Source organism: Chlorogloeopsis sp. ULAP02, from assembly GCF_038404745.2.
Classification (GTDB): Bacteria; Cyanobacteriota; Cyanobacteriia; order Cyanobacteriales; family Nostocaceae; genus Chlorogloeopsis.
On record NZ_JAYKTT020000023.1, the window covers coordinates 234,100 to 253,740 of the forward strand.

The 19,641-nt window shown below is 40.5% G+C and carries 19 protein-coding genes; 8 read left to right on the forward strand and 11 right to left on the reverse strand.

The window, feature by feature from the left end:
- Positions 1-52: 52 nt before the first annotated feature.
- Complete coding sequence (locus U2718_RS11400) at positions 53-1,804, reverse strand: ATP-binding protein (protein WP_342003048.1); 1,752 nt, start codon at positions 1,802-1,804, stop codon at positions 53-55.
- Positions 1,805-1,991: 187 nt separating this feature from the next.
- On the reverse strand, positions 1,992-2,228 hold the full coding sequence (locus tag U2718_RS11405; RefSeq protein WP_342003047.1) for a hypothetical protein: 237 nt from the start codon (positions 2,226-2,228) through the stop codon (positions 1,992-1,994).
- A gap of 405 nt (positions 2,229-2,633) precedes the next feature.
- Here U2718_RS11405 and lepA point away from each other — a divergent pair, with 405 nt between their 5' ends.
- Positions 2,634-4,451, forward strand: a complete 1,818-nt coding sequence (gene lepA / locus U2718_RS11410; protein WP_342003046.1) for a translation elongation factor 4 — start codon at positions 2,634-2,636, stop codon at positions 4,449-4,451.
- A 63-nt stretch (positions 4,452-4,514) separates the two neighbouring features.
- The gene (locus U2718_RS11415) at positions 4,515-4,955 is read left to right on the forward strand and encodes a GNAT family N-acetyltransferase (protein WP_342003045.1); all 441 of its coding nucleotides are present in this window, start codon (positions 4,515-4,517) and stop codon (positions 4,953-4,955) included.
- Between the two features lie 167 nt (positions 4,956-5,122).
- Here U2718_RS11415 and U2718_RS11420 read toward each other — a convergent pair whose 3' ends face one another.
- On the reverse strand, positions 5,123-5,443 hold the full coding sequence (locus tag U2718_RS11420; RefSeq protein ID WP_342003044.1) for a hypothetical protein: 321 nt from the start codon (positions 5,441-5,443) through the stop codon (positions 5,123-5,125).
- A gap of 405 nt (positions 5,444-5,848) precedes the next feature.
- Entirely contained in the window at positions 5,849-6,265 is a 417-nt protein-coding gene (locus U2718_RS11425; RefSeq protein WP_342003043.1) for a hypothetical protein, read from the reverse strand.
- Positions 6,266-6,340: 75 nt separating this feature from the next.
- Between U2718_RS11425 and U2718_RS11430 the strand changes: the two genes are divergently transcribed.
- Complete coding sequence (locus U2718_RS11430) at positions 6,341-7,279, forward strand: phosphodiester glycosidase family protein (protein WP_342003042.1); 939 nt, start codon at positions 6,341-6,343, stop codon at positions 7,277-7,279.
- Between the two features lie 162 nt (positions 7,280-7,441).
- The gene (locus U2718_RS11435; RefSeq protein ID WP_342003041.1) at positions 7,442-8,011 is read left to right on the forward strand and encodes a hypothetical protein; all 570 of its coding nucleotides are present in this window, start codon (positions 7,442-7,444) and stop codon (positions 8,009-8,011) included.
- Positions 8,012-8,262: 251 nt separating this feature from the next.
- Here the strand turns inward: U2718_RS11435 and U2718_RS11440 are convergent, their stop codons facing one another.
- Positions 8,263-8,712, reverse strand: coding sequence for an Hsp20/alpha crystallin family protein (locus U2718_RS11440; RefSeq protein ID WP_342003040.1), 450 nt, complete (start codon positions 8,710-8,712; stop codon positions 8,263-8,265).
- A gap of 320 nt (positions 8,713-9,032) precedes the next feature.
- Between U2718_RS11440 and glp the strand changes: the two genes are divergently transcribed.
- Positions 9,033-10,277 (forward strand): gephyrin-like molybdotransferase Glp, encoded by a 1,245-nt coding sequence (gene glp, locus U2718_RS11445; RefSeq protein WP_342003039.1) that lies wholly within the window; start codon positions 9,033-9,035, stop codon positions 10,275-10,277.
- Between the two features lie 265 nt (positions 10,278-10,542).
- On the opposite strand, the gene U2718_RS11450 is transcribed toward glp, so the two are convergent.
- Positions 10,543-10,770, reverse strand: a complete 228-nt coding sequence (locus U2718_RS11450; RefSeq protein ID WP_342003038.1) for a hypothetical protein — start codon at positions 10,768-10,770, stop codon at positions 10,543-10,545.
- Between the two features lie 1,158 nt (positions 10,771-11,928).
- Positions 11,929-12,873: a DNA polymerase III subunit delta' gene (locus U2718_RS11455; RefSeq protein WP_342003037.1), complete on the reverse strand. Its 945-nt coding sequence runs from the start codon at positions 12,871-12,873 to the stop codon at positions 11,929-11,931.
- 88 nt (positions 12,874-12,961) lie between these two features.
- On the opposite strand from U2718_RS11455, the gene U2718_RS11460 reads away from it, so the two are divergent.
- Positions 12,962-13,330, forward strand: a complete 369-nt coding sequence (locus tag U2718_RS11460) for a Crp/Fnr family transcriptional regulator (RefSeq protein ID WP_342003036.1) — start codon at positions 12,962-12,964, stop codon at positions 13,328-13,330.
- Between the two features lie 8 nt (positions 13,331-13,338).
- Here the strand turns inward: U2718_RS11460 and tmk are convergent, their stop codons facing one another.
- Both tmk and U2718_RS11470 read right to left on the reverse strand, forming a co-directional pair.
- Entirely contained in the window at positions 13,339-14,025 is a 687-nt protein-coding gene (gene tmk / locus U2718_RS11465) for a dTMP kinase (protein WP_342003235.1), read from the reverse strand.
- 148 nt (positions 14,026-14,173) lie between these two features.
- On the reverse strand, positions 14,174-15,457 hold the full coding sequence (locus tag U2718_RS11470) for a ribulose bisphosphate carboxylase small subunit (protein WP_342003035.1): 1,284 nt from the start codon (positions 15,455-15,457) through the stop codon (positions 14,174-14,176).
- Positions 15,458-15,751: 294 nt separating this feature from the next.
- Between U2718_RS11470 and U2718_RS11475 the strand changes: the two genes are divergently transcribed.
- A complete protein-coding gene (locus U2718_RS11475) occupies positions 15,752-17,407 on the forward strand; it encodes an RluA family pseudouridine synthase (RefSeq protein WP_342003034.1) in 1,656 nt (551 codons plus the stop codon).
- 9 nt (positions 17,408-17,416) lie between these two features.
- Here U2718_RS11475 and U2718_RS11480 read toward each other — a convergent pair whose 3' ends face one another.
- Entirely contained in the window at positions 17,417-17,848 is a 432-nt protein-coding gene (locus U2718_RS11480; protein WP_342003033.1) for a hypothetical protein, read from the reverse strand.
- A 156-nt stretch (positions 17,849-18,004) separates the two neighbouring features.
- Positions 18,005-18,601 (reverse strand): bifunctional adenosylcobinamide kinase/adenosylcobinamide-phosphate guanylyltransferase, encoded by a 597-nt coding sequence (gene cobU / locus U2718_RS11485; RefSeq protein ID WP_342003032.1) that lies wholly within the window; start codon positions 18,599-18,601, stop codon positions 18,005-18,007.
- Between the two features lie 215 nt (positions 18,602-18,816).
- On the opposite strand from cobU, the gene U2718_RS11490 reads away from it, so the two are divergent.
- On the forward strand, positions 18,817-19,581 hold the full coding sequence (locus U2718_RS11490; RefSeq protein ID WP_342003031.1) for a hypothetical protein: 765 nt from the start codon (positions 18,817-18,819) through the stop codon (positions 19,579-19,581).
- Positions 19,582-19,641 lie beyond the last annotated feature (60 nt).

Here is a 19,641-nt window from a genome sequence, read left to right on the forward strand (position 1 = left end):
ATCTACAAAACCCGCCTCTACTAACAACTAACCACTACCCACTAACTAATGACTAATCTTGAGAACTGCTTTCTGTGGAGGAAACCATCACAGGTTGTTGATAAAGCGGTACGGTAAAAGTGACTGTTGAACCAAGTCCCTCGCCTAAGCTGTAAAAATGTACTTCTCCACCCATTGCTTCTACTAATTTTTGCGATATGACTAGTCCTAAGCCTGTACCACCATACTGGCGAGTGCGGGAACCATCTACTTGTGAGAATAATTGAAACAATTTGTCTTGTTTATCTAAGGAAACACCGATGCCAGTGTCTGCTACACGTACTCTGACCATACCAGGGAATTCTTGGTCTTGAAATATCACTTTTTTGCGAACTACATCAGCGCTAATGGTGACACCACCTTCCTGGGTGAATTTGATCGCGTTGCCAACTAAATTGAGCATTACTTGTTTGAGGCGCTGGTAGTCGCCATAGACAAGTATTTCGTCGGAAGTTTCTGGCAGTTGCATCCGGAAGCTAAGTTTTCTTTGTTCTGCTTGTAGACGCATAAAGTTGCCCACATTGCCAAACAGTTCTTCCAAGCTCACTGCCCTGAGTTCCATTTCCATTTTGCCTGCTTCAATTTTGGCAAAGTCTAGGATGTCACTAATAACATCGAGTAGATGCAGTGATGATTTGTGAGCTTCCATCAAAAACTGCTTTTGTTCTTCTGGATCATCTGCCATTCCGTCTAAAATCAACTTTAAAAAGCCGATCATGCCATTGAGTGGCGTTCTAATTTCGTGGGAAACGTTAGCTAGAAACTCACTTTTGAGGCGTGAAGCTTCTTCGGCTTGTTGTCGAGCGGCTTCTAGTTCTTTGTAGAGGGTGGCGTGGGCGATCGCTGTACCCAGTTGATCCGCTACTTCTTTTGCTAGTTCTAGTTCTGCCGTCGTCACCTCGTAACAATCGTTACACAAAGTTGCGGCAATCAATCCATTGGGTTGATCTTGATAGCAAGTTGCCACCACCAACATTTTCTCTTGTTCGAGTAGCAGATTTTGAGGGTTTTGAACCAAAATCGGTTCTAAAGTTGCTAAAGCTTGAGCGAACGCTGGCTCAGAGGCGGCATACATTTCTATTCCCAGCACGGAGTTAACTTCTTTTTGACGATACTCTGCTATCACCTTCAACTTATCACTTGGTGGTTGGTAAGGACAGATGATGCAACGCTTCAATAGCAGAGCTTCTCCCAAGCAGTCCACGGTTTGTTGCCAAATAACATCCAATTCTAGAGTGCGTCGAATGTTTCTGGTAATCTGGGTTACTAACTGATGATTGTGCTGCGAACGTAAAGTCAATTCTAATTCTGTAGGCGGTGGTGCTGACACATTCAGTTCTGCTTTACTAACTGTAGCTTGAAGTAATCTTCCCATTACCAAAACAGTGGTTGCGGCACTACCCAATGCTGGTAAAATCGCGCTGATTGTCAATTCTAACTCAATGAGTTGTTCACGATAGCAAAACCAGCACTGAAATTTTTCTGGCACCAAAGTTTTTAGTATCCGTTGCAACCGCTCTAAATAAGCAAGCTTATCTACTGGAGCAAAAATTGCCTCTCCTTTAGTATCGGCAACTACTTGCTGAGGATCTAAACAGAACTTCTGGCTATGTTGCCAATAAAAGGAGAGGTAACGCCCGGCTCCATCTTGGGTGTACACCAACTCTGCTCCTAAATTTGCCCATGAGCCATCAGTTTTACTGGTAATAGCTTTCTGATTCTCAGACAAAAGATTTGGCAGTTGGGAATTAGCAGTAATACTCATGACTCGAGTTGGATAAACTAATGGCAACCCACAATACTTTTCTAAAGCTGCTTCCAGTTTGGCATAACTTTTTACACCTTGTTATACCTTAAGTATGCTTGAATTGAGAATTTTTCACTAGTGGAATGTAACTGATAAAATTTACACTATTTTCATCCTCCATAAACAAATATTTATTTTTGTTATATTAGTCGTTCCATTCGCCTCTGGGTGGAACTGGTGTGCGTCTTGGATTGCGTGTCAGTTCATCATCCCTGGGTACCTCACCTCTTAACCACTGGCGGATTGCCACCTCAATCACTTTACTGGGATCGTTAGTTAAGTGATGAATTTGCTCCACTAGCTCTGAGTCTAGGCAAATTGCAATTTCTACCTTATCGGTTAATCTATTTTCCGCATCGGTAGCATGATCTTTCATATTCATAGTTGATATACTCTGGAGTGGTGTGTCAAAGGCTTTGTAAAAAGCTTTGTTTATTAGGTTTGAGCAATTGCAGCTTGCAATCAGCCTTTTTAGTCTGCATTTTGCAGTTCTAGATGTTTATTGTACGCTCCAAGCTAAACAATACTAGACGCCATAGATAGACCTTTATAAATATATTTCTGTAAGTTCATTTGTTAGGGATTGGGGATAAGAGCTAGGAGAAAGACGCGGAGGGATTGGGGATAGAGGCTAGGAGAAAGACGCAAAGAGAGAAATATTCCCTGTGTCCCTGTGTCCTCTTCCTATTCCCCAATATCAATAGCAGCGTCTGAGCAAAGAAAGCATTAAAATACGTTAAGTAAATTGCTGTTTTAACCTTGGTTGCTGCTAAAGCAGAAAAGTATTATGACTGACGTTCCCGCAGCTCGTATTCGTAATTTTTGTATTATTGCTCACATAGACCACGGCAAATCTACCCTTGCCGATCGCTTGCTGCAAGTTACGGGTACCGTAGACAAGCGGCAGATGAAGGAACAGTTTCTTGACAACATGGATCTGGAACGGGAGCGTGGCATTACCATTAAGCTGCAAGCAGCCCGGATGAACTACACGGCAAAAGATGGTCAGCAGTATGTACTTAATTTAATTGATACACCTGGCCACGTGGATTTCTCCTATGAAGTGTCTCGCAGTCTTGCTGCTTGTGAGGGCGCGTTATTGGTGGTGGATGCTTCCCAAGGTGTAGAGGCGCAAACATTGGCAAATGTCTATCTGGCACTGGAGCATAATCTGGAAATTATTCCAGTTTTAAATAAAATCGATTTACCAGGGGCAGAACCAGACAGGGTAATCTCCGAAATTGAGGAAATTATTGGTTTGGATTGTAGTGGTGCAATTCTTGCCTCTGCCAAAGAAGGAATTGGTATTGATGAAATTTTAGAAGCAATTGTTGAGCGCATCCCACCACCTCGAAATACTGTTAATGAACCCCTAAGGGCGTTAATTTTTGATAGCTACTACGACAGTTACCGGGGAGTAATTGTATACTTCCGGGTAATGGATGGGACAGTAAAAAAGGGCGATCGCGTCTATTTAATGGCATCTGGTAAAGAATACGAAATTGACGAATTAGGCGTACTTTCCCCGAACCAAAAGCCAGTTGAAGACTTACACGCTGGGGAAGTTGGCTATTTGTCAGCAGCAATTAAAGCTGTAGCTGATGCTAGGGTGGGAGATACCCTTACCCTCGCCCACACTCATGCTAAAGCCGCCGAACCATTACCTGGTTACAAAGAAGCTAACCCGATGGTGTTTTGTGGTATGTTCCCCATCGATGCCGATCAATTTGAGGACTTGCGCGAAGCACTAGAAAAACTCAAGCTCAACGATGCGGCACTGCACTATGAACCAGAAACCTCTAGCGCGATGGGGTTTGGCTTCCGTTGTGGATTCTTGGGCTTATTGCACATGGAAATTGTGCAAGAACGCTTAGAGCGGGAGTACAATCTAGATTTAATTATTACTGCTCCATCAGTTGTTTACCGTGTGACTACGAATAAGGGTGAAGTACTCTACATCGATAACCCCAGCCATCTACCTTCTCCTAACGAACGGGAAAAAATTGAAGAACCTTATGTTCAGGTAGAAATGATTACACCAGAAACTTTTGTCGGCACGTTAATGGAGTTGTCACAAAACCGACGCGGTGTTTTCAAAGACATGAAATACCTCACCCAAGGACGTACCACACTTACTTATGAGTTACCTTTGGCAGAAGTAGTTACCGACTTTTTCGATCAGATGAAGTCGCGATCGCGCGGTTACGCTAGTATGGAATATCACCTAATTGGCTACCGTGAAAATCCTTTGGTGAAGCTAGATATTATGATTAACGGCGATCCAGTTGATTCTTTAGCTATGATTGTTCACCGCGATAAAGCTTACAATGTTGGGCGATCAATGGCTGAAAAGCTCAAAGAATTGATTCCTCGCCATCAATTTAAAGTGCCAATTCAAGCGGCGATCGGTAGTAAGATTATTGCCAGCGAACACATCCCAGCATTACGCAAAGACGTGCTTGCGAAGTGCTACGGCGGTGATATTAGCCGGAAGAAGAAACTTTTACAGAAGCAAGCGAAAGGTAAAAAGCGAATGAAAGCTGTAGGTACAGTGGATGTACCACAGGAGGCATTTATGGCAGTACTGCGATTGGAGCAGCAATAATATTCCTCTAACCCCCCTTCTTCACTAGAAGGGGATTATTTTATATAGTCTGGATGATTATTAATGATTGTTCAGCATTACAATCCACAAGATTTAGAAGACACTGTTCAACTTTGGTATCGAACTTGGCACCATACTTTTCCACTACTTCAACATCCACAGCCATATTCTGCCTGGAAAATCCGTTTCCGTGACGAGCTTGCTGCAAGAGGAAGCGTTTGGGTTGCCGAAGTTAAAAATCGCATTGTGGGCTTTGTTGTAGTGATGAAAGAGGAACATTATTTGGCTCAACTTTTTGTTGCTCCAAGTTACCAAAATCGTGGTGTCGGTTCAGCGTTAGTTAAAAAAGCAAAAGAGATTTGTCCTCTAGGGCTAACCCTGCAAACATTACAAGAGAATACAAGAGCCTGCGTTTTTTATGAGAGACATGATTTCCAAGTAGGCAACCTGTCAATAAACAAAATTAATGGGCAACCCAATGTAGAATATTACTGGTTACCGTAGTGTTTTGAAGATAAAGTCTGCCAAACTATTAAGTTTTGACATCAAACGAGAGATGCCAACAACTTTGCTCAGATGAAGCGTGAAAAAAATTAAATAAGAAACAAAATTTTGTTTCTATTCAGACTTAAACTCAAGTTCAAATATTTAAAATTACAAGATTTAGCTTGTTATTGCCTTGTAAATGACAAAAATAACAACCTAGATAGCAAATTTAAAGGACTAAAACCATACTTCCGCATTCTACGCATACTATTTCCGAACCATTCTCCAAAGTCAAATCTAATCCGCGAAAGCGAATATCCTGTTTCTTTCTTTGAGTAGAGGCTACGAGTGCCATCAGTAGCACTAATTTCATCTCTTGCGAAAGTATTTATATCTTCAATGAGAATGCTGAATCCTCCAGATGAAAATTCCTGTTCTTCTTGCTCAGACAAATCTCTCAATTCTGTAAATGAGTCGGAGTTGATGTGCTTGATGTGGTTATTCACAGTAACACCTCTCTTTTTTTACATCAGTATCAGCAACTCAAAATTTAACTAAGGATAGACTAGAGTACTTTCGCCACAATAATAGCGCGAATCACACAGTGTGGATTTGTAATTTTGTTACAAAAAAATATAACTCTCCAAGAGCAGCATAGTAGTAAGTAATAAAGATGGTTATAAAAAATTAGCTCAGAAAATCTTATGTATATATTGTTGCGATTAAGTATCTAATTATTCAAACGTCTGCCCATCTTAGAAGATGCGGTAAAAATGGTTATATTATCACCTTTGTTAAATTTAGCAGGATTGATTTGAAAATCTGGTTATCCTTTTTAGGACAATTAAATTTTTGCTATATCCATGCTTTTTACCTGTTGAAGAAAAAGATTAGAAAGAGAAAGCCTATAATTATTCAAATACATATTTTTCAGCAACTTTCCAGTAACGAGAGAAACGCTTAAGGTCAATATACCCGTCATAATCAAAAAACGGCTCTACTTCAAAAATTTCTAATTCTACAGAAAGTTCAATTTCATCGCAAATAGTGTGAAAGCGAGGGCTGAGACTATCTGATGTGACTACTTTATTAGCATTATGCTCTTTCGCAAAAGCTAAAACTTCTTGTGCCACATTACCGCGTCGGATAATTACGGGTAACTCTAGTAAGCATTCGTAGATAAAAGCAATGCGTTTAAGGCTGAGTTGCCATTCTTCTATTAACGCATCGTCCCATACCCAGATAGCAGGTGCATCAGGGTATTCTTGTAATGCAGGGTTGTACGGACTTAGGCAGTCTCCATGTATCCAAACAACAGGTTTATTCATAAGAGTTATTAGTAAGGTGCTGAAAAGCCTTTACAAAAATTTACTTTAACTTAAAAAGTCAAACATATCAAAAATATGTACATCAAACACTTATTCTGGTTATCTGTCTTAATAGTTGCTATAGGTTTATTATCTAGTTGTCAAGAAATTAAGTTCAATGTAGCAACAGAAGCATCTCAAAAATGTCCTGGAGAAGATGAAAAATTCAGTCTTAGTTTTTTTAAGACTGATAATCAAGGCAAAAAATCCGCAAGAGGAATTAATCATGTAATAATTTTTAATCCTAAATCGGAAGCATTAGATTTTAAAGTTAATGTTGGTTTAGCTCATCGGCTTTATGCAAAAGATAATCGGGGAAAATTACGCAAAGAATATGTGCCAAAAACATTTCATGAATTAATTACTGGTGAAAATGCCAAATTAAACGGGCAAGCCCCGATCACAGCAATTAATGCCGACTATATAGATACTGAAAATAAACCACAAGGATTGAATATTTCTCGTGGATACGAGTATTCGGGCATATTTAAAAATAAGCGCTCCTCCTTCGGAATTTCAGCAGGCAAACCACTGCAACGCAAAGCTACAATTCAAACAGGAAGAAGAAATAATGAGATTCTCAACTACAATATTGTGGGTGGAAATGGTAGATTTTATAGTAATGGTCAGTTCAAAGATATTTGTGTAAATTTAGGTGAGTTTGCTTGTAAAGTTGCAACGAATCGTTCGATGGTAGCGATTACTAATCAAGGTTATGTAATTTTCTTGGTAAACGATATCAAAGCTAATTCTGATATTGAAGTTTCCCAACTCAATCAAGAGCTTTTGCCAGATATGTTTGATGATGTGTTAGAAGGAATTGCTCGTCAGAATTGTTTAGGCAAAATTCAAGAAGGGATGTTATTTGATGGAGGTCAATCTCCAGGATTATTTTATGATAAGAAAATTTACGTAGAAAATACAGGGCCGATTGGTTCAGTATTTTTAATTTATCAAAAAAGTAATAATGAATAAGAACAAATTTAATAGATGATGTTTGAGACACAGATAGCCGATATCTTTGAGATATCGGCTATCTTATTTTTCAATTAACCATTAACTACTCTACAAGCTAAATTCACGAGCACAAAAATACCTAAGCTGCGGTAGGCTAGATCATGACGTAAAAAAATGATTATGACACCCACAGAAATTGCAGGTACACTGGCAGAATTATTTAGTGCAGAGGCAACTGTTGCGATCGCACCCGGTTCTTGGCAAGTAGAAACTCCTGCTTTTCGTTTATTAGTATTACTTTCGGATGATGGAAGTTGGTTGCGCGTTTTGCTACCAATTGTACCAGCACAACAGGCTCGACCATTTTTAGAACAGTTTTTAGAAGCTAATTTTGATGAAACTCTCCAAGTACGCTATGCCTCACACCAAGGTGTAATCTGGGGGGTATTTCAGCATAACTGTAGTAGTTTAAGTGTAGAAGATTTGCGAGATGCGATCGCTCAACTTATCTCTTTACAGGAAGTTGGTTTGGACGATGTTTTTAATCGGTTAATTGAAAGTCGCGTTCGACAAATTATCTTAGCAGCAAAAATGCAAGGTCAATCCCTAGAATTTACCATGCAAAATCTAGAACGTTTTTACGCAGAAGGTTTAATGGGAGACGAAAATCAAACTTCACAAGCACGAGAAGAAACTTTAGCTGCTTGGCGACGTCAGTTAGAGCGACTTTGGCCAGAAATAGAACCTTAAAATAGATGTAAGACTTATAATTTATGTAGAAATTTTACTGTTGATTTTTCATCAATAAAAAATTTCTCAATTAGGACTCAGAATTAATGATGATATAAGTTTAACGTTTTTGTATATTCCACTAGATAGCAATAAAAAAGCTTGGCTAGTTTGCTCTAACCAAGCTTCATTTCACATCACACTATTACATGAGGTGCTAATTTTTTAAGCTAGTTGGCAGCTTTAGCCAACTAATAGATACGTAAAGCTAATTAAGCAGCGTCTTGAGCCAAATTTACTTTGACAACTTTATTCTTTTCTGCTTTAGTTTTAGGCAGTAATAAATTCAAAATACCATCTTTGTATTCTGCTTTTACATCAGTATTTTGAATTTTAGCAGGTAGAGGAATTACACGTTGAAATTTGCCGTAATGGAATTCAGTGCGAGTATAGCCTTTGTCTTCAGTTTTATTTTCAGACTTGCGCTCACCGCTAACATATACAGCATCTTCTGTAACCTTCACATCCAAGTCTTTAACTTCAATTCCCGGCAGTTCTAACTTTAGGTGAATAGCATCTTTAGTTTCTTGTAATTCTGCCACAGGAACTTTGATTGAATCTTTTGTAAACAATGTTGTTGGTACTCTTGTATCTTCAAATAAACTGTTGATTTGTTTTTGGAGAGTGTTAATTTCTTGCCAAGGGTTGTAACGAATAAGCATATTGTGTTCTTCCTAGAGTTAGTTTTATTGTTCCCACAACCAATACAGGAGTTAAATCCTTGCTTTGATTACTATGTTATTAATAATTAACTAGGGCGTAAATTCGGTTTTTATCACTTGGTTAATGATGATTACCGTCCATAAGTTATAGTTCATAAAAGGTGTAGAAAATTAGATATTTATGGTTCGGTAAATACTACAGGAATTCTATTTCGAGTAAAGATTTCAAGTTTTTTGAGAATTCGGGAATCTTGCTTTATAAATTGAGGAAAACAGCTACTCTGATATTTGAAAGAAAAGGTAATCCAGGGTAACTTACTATGCTATCAGTCCAAGATGCAGAAACAACTATTTTTAATTTGGTACAACCATTAGATCCTCAACACGATACAGAAGTTATAGATTTACTAGCAGCCAATAGCCGTGTTCTAGCTTCTCCTGTAACGAGTCAGCTTGACTTTCCCCATTGGGATAATTCAGCAATGGATGGTTATGCAGTGCGTTACACAGATGTGCAGCACACCAGTCAAGAATACCCAGTTACCTTAGAAATAGTTGAGGAAATCCCTGCCGGATATCAGCCCCAATCAACTATTCAACCAGGGCAAGCAGCCCGAATTTTCACTGGCGCAGTAATGCCAGCAGGTGCAGACACGGTGGTGATGCAAGAACGGACGCAGCGAGAAGAAAATTGGGTATCGATCCTGGCTGCACCAAAGCCACAAGAATTTGTCAGATATCGTGCCTCTTACTACAAAGCTGGTACGCCATTGCTACCTGCGGGAATAATGCTGAATGCTCCAGAAATAGCTATTTTAGCTGCTGCTCAATGCAGCCAAGTAAAAGTTTATCGCCGCCCATGCGTAGCAATTTTGTCTACAGGAAATGAACTAGTTACCCCTGAACAACCTCTACAACCTGGACAAATTGTTGATTCTAACCAATATGCCCTAGCAGCTTTAGTCAGACAAAGTGGAGCAGAACCACTAATGTTGGGAATTATCCCTGATGAGGCGATCGCTCTATCTAAGGCGATCGCTCATGCCATATCAAAAGCTGATATTATCATTTCTTCTGGTGGTGTCTCTGTAGGAGATTATGACTATGTTGAACAAATTATTGAGTCTTTGAGAGGGAAAATTCACATTCGTGCCGTAGCAATGAAACCTGGTAAACCGCTTACAGTTGCATTTTTTCAAGAAAATCAGATATCTACTCCACGAGTATATTTTGGTTTGCCAGGAAATCCTGTTTCGGCATTGGTAACTTTTTGGCGGTTTGTACAACCAACAATCAAAAAACTTTCTGGCATCAGTGAAGATTGGCAACCAAAGTTTGTTAAGGCACTCACTCGCCATGAGTTGCGATCAGACGGCAAGCGCGAAACTTATGTTTGGGGCAAGTTGTGCTTAAAAGATGGAGTACATGAATTCCAACTCGCAAGCGGTAACCAAAGTTCTGGTAATTTAATTAATCTTGCCCAAACAAACGCTTTAGGCATTTTACCAGAAGGTCAAACTTTAATTTCTTCTGGAGAAGAAGTACGAGTTTTACAAGTTGGCTGAGATGCGGGCATTAAACAAAAGGCAGAAGACGCAGAGCAGCTTCTGTAAAGTTAAGGGTTCCCGCAGGTTAGGGTGGGTAGGCACACAGCAGTAGGGAAAAATTCACTTTCATTTCTTTGTTGTGAACTCTGCTCATGAATGCCTTGGACTATTCTCAATCATTGTAAGGCAGGCACTGTAAAAACATAAGGGTTTGAAAAAAAGCTTAAAAGTACCCACCTTAGAGAATTTGCTATATTTCGTTACTGTATTGCTACTGCTGTACTTAATATAAAGAGCCACACAAGCGTTGAAGCTCAACTTCTGGTTGTCCAAAGTGTTGTTGGCGACACAATAGAACCTGAGCCGAGCGGTAGCGAAAGAAAAGCTGGTGACTAAACCACCCTAGCGGAGCACCAATAATTAAACCCAGCAATAAGCCAGTTATTAGAAGAGGTAACGGATTACGTCTATTTGGAGAAATATCTTGTCTAGAAGTAGTATTTTTAACCATAAGAGGTGTTCCTCTATCTGCTTGCCTTTCTTAAAAAGAGCAAAAAATAAGGTCTCTTGGCGTCTCTCTATGTACTTATTTAGTAATAAGCAAAGGCACTGACTAGGTGTAAGTTTTCCCTGATAGTTCAATGAAGAAATATGAAGATGTTAACTATTCTTACTTGCGCTCAGAGTTATTACACATTCACACAAGGCAATAATTGTGTGGCTTATCTCTTTTAAATAGCCTTAAAAATATTTATTTTTTATAAATCTTATAATATTTGAAGATATAATTCTCATTTTGCTTGCAGAATAATATAAATATAATAAATCCTGGAATTAAATAAATAAATTTTAGAGTAATTATACCTTTTTCAAATCTCGACTTATCAGAAAAGCTGGGATTCTATATTTTTAAGAATGATTTTGGGTAAATCACATTACTAAAAGATAAATAATAGGTTTGAATCTTTGAGCTAGATGAACGAAAAAACTGAAATACTCTGTTCTTAGATTTCATTACTTATGGCTAGACTAGTTATGAGAACTTCACTGTGCATTCTTAGTCTTCTGAATTTTTGACTGGGAAAAATCTTGCCAAAATGGCAACCTAGTTCTGATCCCCTCAGTTAAATTGAATAAAGATAAACGACTTCAAGGGTGTTGTTATCAGGGTGTATCACAATAAAAAATCTTGTGATACACTCTCTCTCAAAAAGAATTCAACAAATAGGAACAATATCATTACATGATATACAAATTTATTGTTTAACTTAATAAATAATTAGATTTGACATTTACTGCGCCAGGAATTAGTGTGTGATGACATTGTCGTTGTCCCACAGTTAGCCCCCTAAATAAATGGCAGTGTCTTTACATATTCCTGTTCACTTCAGTAGTAAATGTCAGAGTGGGAGTTCAAAGCGATTGATATGCTTACTCCCACTTTTATTTTTATCAGCCTTCGGCAAGGCAGTCCCAATTAAACTTGTTTCATCGGCTGAGGGCAGGAGGCACGAAGAAAGAATAAGTACTCTTGTTATCAGGTTAAACCTGGTAACGAGAGCTAGAGCATTCTGGCTCTCTAAATCGTGGGGTGAAACGATAGGTTGTAAGATATTAGCTATCAAATTTTTTTGTGATCGCATGGGTTTGTGCCAGTGATGACGCTTAATTATTGACACAGTTTCAAAAATGTACATTCCCAAACGAGGCGCGGTTGGGCGTAACAAAGCAGAGATTTCCGAGCTTGTTCTAGCTGCTTGACAATACTTGGTTGCTGCCACTGCTGCCAGTAAGACTGCTGAAGATAATCAATTAACCACAGTTGTGCTTCAGTATCTAAAGCTTTATCGATTTCTCTAGCTAATTCTAAGGCTTGGATATAGTTTTTTGGTATTTTGGTTACAGCTTGGAGTAGTTCTGGGGAAATAGCTTGCAGTTGCTCGTACGCAGCGATCGCTTCTCCAGGGCTACCAGCGGCAATACTTAAGACTGCTGGATGTTGCAAAATTTCCTGATGCTCGATATCTGTGAGTACCTCAGCTATTGCAACTGAATCTAAGCGATAAAAGGGAACGCGTTGACAGCGTGACACTAGTGTCGGCAAAATAGACTCTGGGGAAGGAGCTATTAAAATTATTGTTGCCTGCCCTGGTTCTTCTAGAGTTTTCAGCAAGGCATTGGCAGCAGTTTCTGCCATTGTTTCTGCTTGCTCTAAAACTACTATCTGCCTTGGCGCTTCCAAAGGTGGGCGACTGAGAAACTCAGTAATTTCGCGAATTTGCTCTAGACGAATCACAGGTGGTGCTTTACGCTTGAGTCCTTTCTCTGCTGCTTCGGTTGCTGTCAGTCGTTGTCCTTGGTACTGGTATGTTGGCTGTACCCACAGCACATCTGGATGGTTGTCTTTTTGCAGTTTGGTGCGGATAGAAGTGATAACTTCAGATAAGCCATCGGTAAATAACAATTCTATCAAACACCGTGTCGCCAAACCCCGTCCTACACCATTAGGCCCTAAAAACAAATAAGCTGGTGCAACTCTTTTTTGTTTAACAGCTTGAGTTAGTAACTCTACTGCTTGTGGTTGCCCTATAAGTTGTGCAAATGGGTCACTCATAATTGAATGTATAGCACTTTCAGTCAACACTTGTGTACTAGCACAAGCAATCATAAAGTTAGAACTAACACATAGGAGTTACAAGATCATGTTAGTACCCGCAGAAACCGTGAGAATCTTCCAAAAACAACCAGAATTGAGATTTTCCCCTGGTCAAGTTATTTTTGAACAAGGTCAAGAGGGAGATTTGATGTATGGCATCTTGATGGGAGAAGTCGAATTACGTGTTGATGGCAAAGTAGTTGAAATTATCAAAGCAGGTGATGTTTTTGGTGAAGGAGCCTTAGTTCATCCAGCTCGAAACAGAGCATCCACGGCGATCACCAAAACCGACTGCATAATTGCATCCATGAACAAAGATCGTTTTCTTTTTGCTGTTCAAGAAACTCCTATGTTCGCCCTGCAAGTGATGCAGAGTTTCTCAGAACGCTTGCGCCGCATTAAGCAAAATATGTAACCCTGTTTTTAACTTTTTATTTGCTTATATCCCCACCCATCAAGTTTTAAGAGCAAAATTTTCTGAATTACTCGTTGGATTGCATCTACACTGACACTAGCATCTACCCTTACTATTCGCTCTGGGTGAGATGCAGCTAATTCTGTATATCCTTTTTGAACACGACGATGAAAGGCAATATTTTCTTGTTCAATGCGATCGCCTTTAGCGGGTGCGGCGGGGGCAGAAGCTTTATGCTTGCGAGCTAGCCCCACCTCAGCATCAACATCCAGCCAGAAAGTTAAATCGCTTTTTAGCCCATTGGTAGCAATGGTGTTGAGTTTATTAATTAAATTCATGTCTAAACCGCGACCGTAACCTTGGTAGGTTACGGTAGAGTCGGTATAGCGATCGCACAATATAATTTTCCCTGCTGCGAGAATTGGTTTAAGTTCTTCGACGTGTTGCGAGCGATCGGCAGCATATAGTAATAATTCTGCTCTGTCTGCAATAGGGAAGGCAGATGGTTCTGATGATTCTCCTTCTGCCTTTTGCAGCAATAAGCGGCGCAGATGCAAGCCCAACTCTGTTCCCCCAGGTTCGCGAGTAATTACTACCGGAATACCAAGACTTTGCAGCCACTCACCACAAAGCTGGATTTGAGTTGTTTTACCACAACCTTCTACCCCTTCAAATACAATTAATTTGCCATTCATGCGTTTTGATTTTGCTGCCATCGACTTTTGAAGTATATCGTGGCAGAAATAAAGGTAGCTTTACCAAGAAAAGCATAATTTAAAGGGCAGAGGACAGAAGGTTTAGTTTACATTCTTCCCTTCTGCTATCTGCCTTATTAACATCAAATTACCAGCTGACGACTTTCTCGTTAGGACGTTGGATTATTGTTTCCAAAACCCGTCGTTTCGCCTTCGGATCTATGCCTACTAACCGCACATACTCGCCACTATACTCGGCTAAACACGATTCTAAATTTGATATAGCATCCGACTCATTTTGAATCTGACTTAACGTACAACTTTGCCAAGAACCAGTACGGAAACGTCGTTCATCTACGTGTTCAACACCAATTTTATGACCTTGAGCTAGAATATTACGTACTTGTTCTACAATCTCAGAACTTAACTGAGTATTCGATGAGTGCTGCTTTTGGAAGCCATTAGTTGCGCCTGGTTGGCTAGTAATACTACTTGAATAATTAGTAGTATTAGTTACATTTTCTAGCATAGCAGAAGGTTGATAATTTTGCCGCATATTCCGGTTGTATTCCGTCACTAAGCGGTAATCTTCCACTCGTTTTTGTTCACCAACCATCAAGTTAGCCATCTCTAACAAGTGAGAAAGATTAAAATTAGGCTTGTGAAATTGTGGTGGCCCTTCTAAACTGTTGACTACCCGTTGAGATATGCGCTCAACTCCGATTTCATAGATGAAGTTGCGGATTTGCTCATCATAAATCCGGGATCGCAAAGCGCTAAAAAAGTCAATTGACTGATGTGGAAAAGTATCCACTAGCTGCTCTACTTCCCGGTGCGAAAGCCCATCTTCACTAAAAATTCCGCCAACAATCCCTATCTTGTCATTTCTGTCTGGCTCCCAGTAGAATTTTTCCATCCGCCCATCGCGAATCAAAGGCGCGTATAAAGTAGAAAAATCATTTCCTGTCACAATAATTGGCACGCGATGTAAAGGCGTGGCATCGTAACTGCCGGGAAGTTGCACATCGGTAGGATTATCGGCAATATTCATTAGTGTGGCATTTACTAACTGAGTATTCACCGTATACTGCGTACCTTCATCAAACCGCCCCGCACCCGCATCTAAATCATTAATCATCAACACGCACATTTTGCCGCGTACCTTAATTAATTCTGCGGTTTCCCGATAGCGCAGACGAATCAGGCGTGCTGGATCTCCTGCATCCGGACTTTCTAATTCTCCGCCAGAAATGAGAGTAACTTCCACACCCATTCTCTCGAAGACTAACTCACATTGAAAAGATTTACCTTCGCCCTTACGTCCATGAATACCCAAAATTAAAGGCACCCGTACACCAGGCAGGTTGAGGAAGTTTTTGGTAATAAAAACTGCTAATTTATCCAGAAAGCGAGGAGCGATATAGTAACTCATGAACCTGTGGGATTGATAGCACTGCTTAAAATAATGTTAAGTTTTTCTGACAACAAGCGATCGCTATCTTTCGACGGAAACTGAGATAAGTTAAATCGCTATCATGCCCAGAAGCACACAGTAATGTTCAAGTATCATGTACATTCCATATACCTTTCGAGAAGAAAACATTCAAAGCGATCGCAAAACTCCGCGAGCCTACCGAAGTTATGAGCGTCGGCTTCCGGCGCTCATACTTCTGTGTGCGCTTACTTTGCGTTCCTCTGCGTTTAAAAAACTATAACTTTACGCAAAATGGTGGTTCTGCACAAACTTTCAGATTTTATAGAATCTGCAATTAGTAACCTATCTCCTAGCTATTACTATCAAGGGCGTTGTCCTCAAACAGGCAAACTACTAAAACTGCCCCGCACCCCTTTAGCAGAAGCAGTAGCCTATGGTTTAATGCGTTATCTTGCCACCGATGAGCGTTATAATTCTGAAGGCAAGATGTATGGAGTATTGCTAGTTGAATTACCTTCTGGTGAACAAAGGGTACTCAAAGCATTTTCCGGACTTTTGAATGGTAGCAGCATAGTTGAAGGCTGGGTGCCGCCAATTTCCGGAAAAGACGAAATTGCCCTAGACGAAGCCCGCACTCTAGTGCAATTAGAAGCTATCAAACAGGAAATTATTACTCTCAAGCAACTCCCCCAACGGCAGCAGTACGAAACACTGTCTCGTGAGTTTGAGCAGCAGTGGCAACAAATGAGCGATCGCCATCGGGATTACAAGCAAAAACGCCAAGAAAAACGTCAAATATTATCCGAAACACTAACAGAAACAGCACTCACTGTTGCCCTAGAACAACTCGATGCCCAAAGTCGTTGGCAGGGAATCGAGCGACGGCAATTCAAACGTCAACGAGATCAGATATTACAGCCCCTCAAGCAAACAATTGCAGCAGCAGATACCCGAATTCGAGAATTGAAACAACAGCGTCAAACACTATCACGTCAACTACAAGCTCAAATGCACTCTGCCTATAGCCTAATTAATTTTTTAGGGCAATCCGCATCGTTGCAGCAATTGATCCCAGGAGGTTCAATGCCCACTGGCACGGGAGATTGTTGTGCTCCCAAACTACTCCACTATGCGGCAATACATCGGTTCAAACCACTGGCAATGGCTGAATTTTGGTGGGGACTGCCTCCAAAAAATCAGGATAAAACCCAAGGAGAATTTTATGGAGCTTGTGCAGAGCGTTGTCAACCGTTGATGGGCTTTTTGCTCTCAGGATTACCTCAACGTGATTTGAGTGTAGAAGGTGCGATTCCACAAACACTATCTATTATTTATGAAGATGAGTGGCTGATTGCTGTCAATAAACCCCCAGGTTTACTATCAGTTCCAGGACGTTACCTGAATTGCCAAGATAGCGTGCAGAGTCGACTGCGTCATCTTTTACCTGATGAAATGGCGCTTATGGCTGTGCATCGACTAGATCAAGAAACCTCTGGTATTCTGCTTCTAGCCCGCGATTTACAAACATATCGTCAACTCACTCAGCAGTTTCAGCAGCGTCAAGTTCATAAAGTTTATGAAGCCATACTTTCTGGCTCTGTAGCAACAGAAAAAGGTGTCATCGAACTACCTTTGTGGGGAGATCCTCAGCAACGCCCTTATCAAAAAGTTGATTGGCAGCGCGGTAAACCTAGCTTGACTCGTTTCCAGGTAATAGCAACAAAGTCAAACCACACTCGTGTAGAGTTTATACCTTTAACAGGGCGTACCCATCAGCTTCGCGTTCATGCTGCCGCTCCTAAAGGACTTGGTGTACCGATTTTAGGCGATCGCCTTTATGGATGTAGTGCAGATGCAAGTCGATTGCATTTACACGCACGGGAAGTTTGCTGCAACCATCCCCAATCTGGACAAGTGCTTCATCTACGGGTAAAGACACCGTTTTGATAGCACAATTCAATTCTTGTCAGATTTGGAATTTTGCAAAAGACGATTGCGGATTACCTGCAATTGTACTTGAGTATTAATAGGTATTCGTGGAAGTGGCAAGTCTGTATTTGGCCAGCCTGATAAATCATTACAGGGACATAGTTCTGGTGGCATACCCAAATTTTTTACTGGTACTGGCATTGTGCAACGCGCACAACTCACCATTTCCCAGTTAGGACTCAAAAGTTCGGCAATCGTTTCGTGTGTACCCTCTAGGTAACAGTCGCCACTTTCTGGTGAGACAATTTTTTGCCAACACTCTTCAAATTCATCACTATAACCATCAGCTACAATTACCGATTTTGGCAACAAGGTTTCTGCACCGTTGCCGATGACAACCTTTTTACCTAATTGAAACCAGTAAGCCAGATATTGTTTAACTTCTTTTTGAGATGCCATATCTTAATTGTAAATTTTATATTGTAGGATTTGAACTGGGAATTTGGAATAAAGAATTAAGAATAAGTCATAAGTCATTGGTCATTTGTAGGAGCGGGTTTATTTAGATATTGCGTCATCTAGAGAGATTGTTGTTAAAACCCGTCCGTACAGTGGTTAGTAGTTGGTTGTCCCCGCGTCCCCGCGTCCCCGTCTCCCCTTGTCCTCTTTTCCCCATGCCGATAAAGGGGTTCCCAGAACACTGAGATTAAGCACATAACCACCAGTAACTAGATAAACAGCCTCAGAAATTGCACCTAAGCGACGGACTAAACTCCCCAAGCGATCGCGGAAAGTTCGACCTGTAGGATAAGCTGGCACTACACCCCATCCTGTTTCTTCAGCTACAAAAATCATCTCGACAGCGACTAAATTTATTGTTTCTAACAAATCTTGCACGGTCTTTTCCCAGCTTTCTTCTTCCTGGGAGAGTAGATTAGCTACCCAAGTTCCCAAGGAATCAATCAAAATACAAGTGTTTGGTTTGGCTTCGGTGAGGGTAGTAGATAATTCTACAGGTACTTCCAATGTAATCCAATCATGAGGGCGACGTTGTTGGTGTTTTTGGATGCGCTGCTGCCACTCGCAATCAGCAGAATTTTGAGTTGCTGTTGCTACGTAGATCACAGCTTTTTGTGACTGCATTGCCACATTTTCCGCCCATTCACTTTTACCAGATCGTGCTGGGCCTGTTACCAGAGTTACTTTTCTCAAAGCTATTTCCTTAGTATCTTTAATTAACCGGGGTTGCAATTGATGACTAAGATTTTTTCTTTCAATGGTGGGATTTTTGACACTGAATAACTTTTATATAGATACAATTAATACTCAGCATCATTTATGCAATGATTGGGTAAAGTCAAAAATCCTAAAACCTAATTCAGCATCATTAAACACCACAAGTCACGATCTAGGCTAGAGATATATTTATGAAAGCAGGCTTAAAACGTATTGAGGCAACCCTACATGATTTAGGCAATCGCGACAATGCTGCCGAATCAGGAGATACAAGCAAGCGGTCTTTGTCTTTTAGAATCAGTGTTGGAACATCGGAACAAGCCACAAACGATACACAATCCCAGAATCAGCCTCCTGAAAAACTAGAAGAAGAGAATAGCGAGTCCCACAAAACCTCTGTACAAACCTTTTCAGTCGAAGATAACGGTTGCAAAACACCAAGCCTACCTAAAATTAAAACTCCTAGCTTAACGAGTCATCGAAATGCAGCCAATCCAGGTTTAGCAATGAACTTGTTGCAAGAAATACAGGAAATTGTAGCCAATTGGCAGGCAGAACTACAAATAATAGTACGGCAAATACAGGATGTTTATTTAGAAGGGCCAATTGTCAATGGTTGGTTAGAATCTGAAACTGCTGATGAATCAGCAGGAACTGCCACCCTACGCCATGCAGAAGTTGACCAACTTATGAACTACGTAGAAGAAATTTGCGCACAACAAGCAAAAGTATCTTGTCAATCGTCTCGTACGGGTTATCGTTTGTGCGGGTTAGATGCCTCTGGTACTGTTTGGTCGCGTCCTTGTCCACCTGAGCAAGTAGCCAGTGTTAGTATGGCTATTGCTCGTTATCAGAAATTGCGTCAACTATTAGGACGTAAGCAATATCTAGAAACTCGTCTTGCACAACTAGCTGAAAGTCTCGTGGTATTACACAGCCATATTCAAACCCAATAGGGTTCCAAAGATCAAGATTATTTCCGAAAAAACTCGGTTGGTGAGTCAGGGTAAGTTGGT